The sequence below is a fragment of the Methylibium sp. T29-B genome (genome assembly GCF_000576225.1).
Classification (GTDB): domain Bacteria; phylum Pseudomonadota; class Gammaproteobacteria; order Burkholderiales; family Burkholderiaceae_C; genus Methylibium; species Methylibium petroleiphilum.
This window is the reverse complement of the sequence record NZ_AZSN01000357.1, coordinates 1-1190: the sequence shown is the minus strand read 5'-3', so window position 1 is coordinate 1190 and position 1190 is coordinate 1. Positions and strand designations below refer to the sequence as shown.

The following is a 1190-nucleotide window of genomic DNA, read 5'->3' as shown; positions in this document are numbered from 1 at the left end:
GGGCTAGTGTAGTGCGCGAGAATTTATAGAACTTAATGGCGCCGGCATACTCAGACGTTCCAGGAGGCTGGAACGGTGCGGGTTGCCAAGACGATTGAACTGGATGCGGACACGGAGCGGGAGCTTCGTGGGCTGGCCAAACGCCGCACGGTGGAGGCTCGGCTGCAACAACGGGCGCTGGTCGTGCTGCTGGCCGCCCAGGGATTGCAGAACAAGGACATCGCCGTCGAGGTGGGACTGGATCGTCGCCAGGTCGCCCTGTGGCGCGAGCGCTTCCTCAGCGGCGGCATCGACGCACTGCGCAAGGACGCCCCGCGCAGCGGCCGGCCGGCCACGATCACCGCCGAGATGGAGTCGCGCATCGTGCAGGCCACGCTGCACGACAAGCCGGTCGACGCCACGCACTGGAGCACCCGCACGCTGGCCGCGCACCTGGGTGTGGGAGCGACCACCGTGCGTCGGGTCTGGCAGAGCAACGGCCTGAGGCCGCACCTGAGCCGCACGTTCAAGCTCTCGCGTGATCCGCGGTTCGAGGACAAGTTGCTCGACGTGGTCGGCCTGTACATGAACCCGCCCGAGCACGCCCTGGTGCTCAGCTGCGACGAGAAGAGCCAGATCCAGGCGCTCAACCGTACGCAGCCGGGTCTACCGATGAAGCGCGGGCGTGCTGGCACCATGACGCACGACTACAAGCGCCACGGCACCACCACGCTGTTTGCAGCGCTCAACACGGTGGACGGCAAGGTGATCTCGATGTGCCAGCCGCGCCACCGGCACACCGAGTGGTTGAAGTTCCTGCGGCTGATCGACCGCCGCACGCCCAAGCACCTGGGCCTTCACCTGATCGTGGACAACTACGCCACCCACAGCCACCCCGAGGTGCAGAAGTGGCTGGCGCGTCATCCGCGCTTCGTCATGCACTTCACGCCGACCAGCGCCTCGTGGCTGAACATGGTCGAGCGCTTCTTCCGCGACATCACCGACAAGCGCATCCGGCGCGACAGTTTCGCCAGCGTTGCCGAATTGGAGCTGGCCATAGATCTGTACGTGGCGCATCACAACATCGACCCCAAGCCGTTCATCTGGACAGCCAGCGCCACCGACATCCTGGCCAAGGTCACCCGGGCCAAGGCCGCCTTGGCGACCGTCGCGGCATAAGTACAGAACAGAGTGGCGCACCACACTAGGGC

At 65.7% G+C, this 1190-nt stretch carries 1 protein-coding gene; it reads left to right on the top strand.

Translation table 11 applies throughout. The features are described from left to right. The first annotated feature begins 75 nt into the window (after positions 1 to 75). Positions 76 to 1158, top strand: coding sequence for an IS630 family transposase (locus tag Y694_RS21905; RefSeq protein ID WP_036236728.1), 1083 nt, complete (start codon positions 76 to 78; stop codon positions 1156 to 1158). Positions 1159 to 1190: the final 32 nt, after the last annotated feature.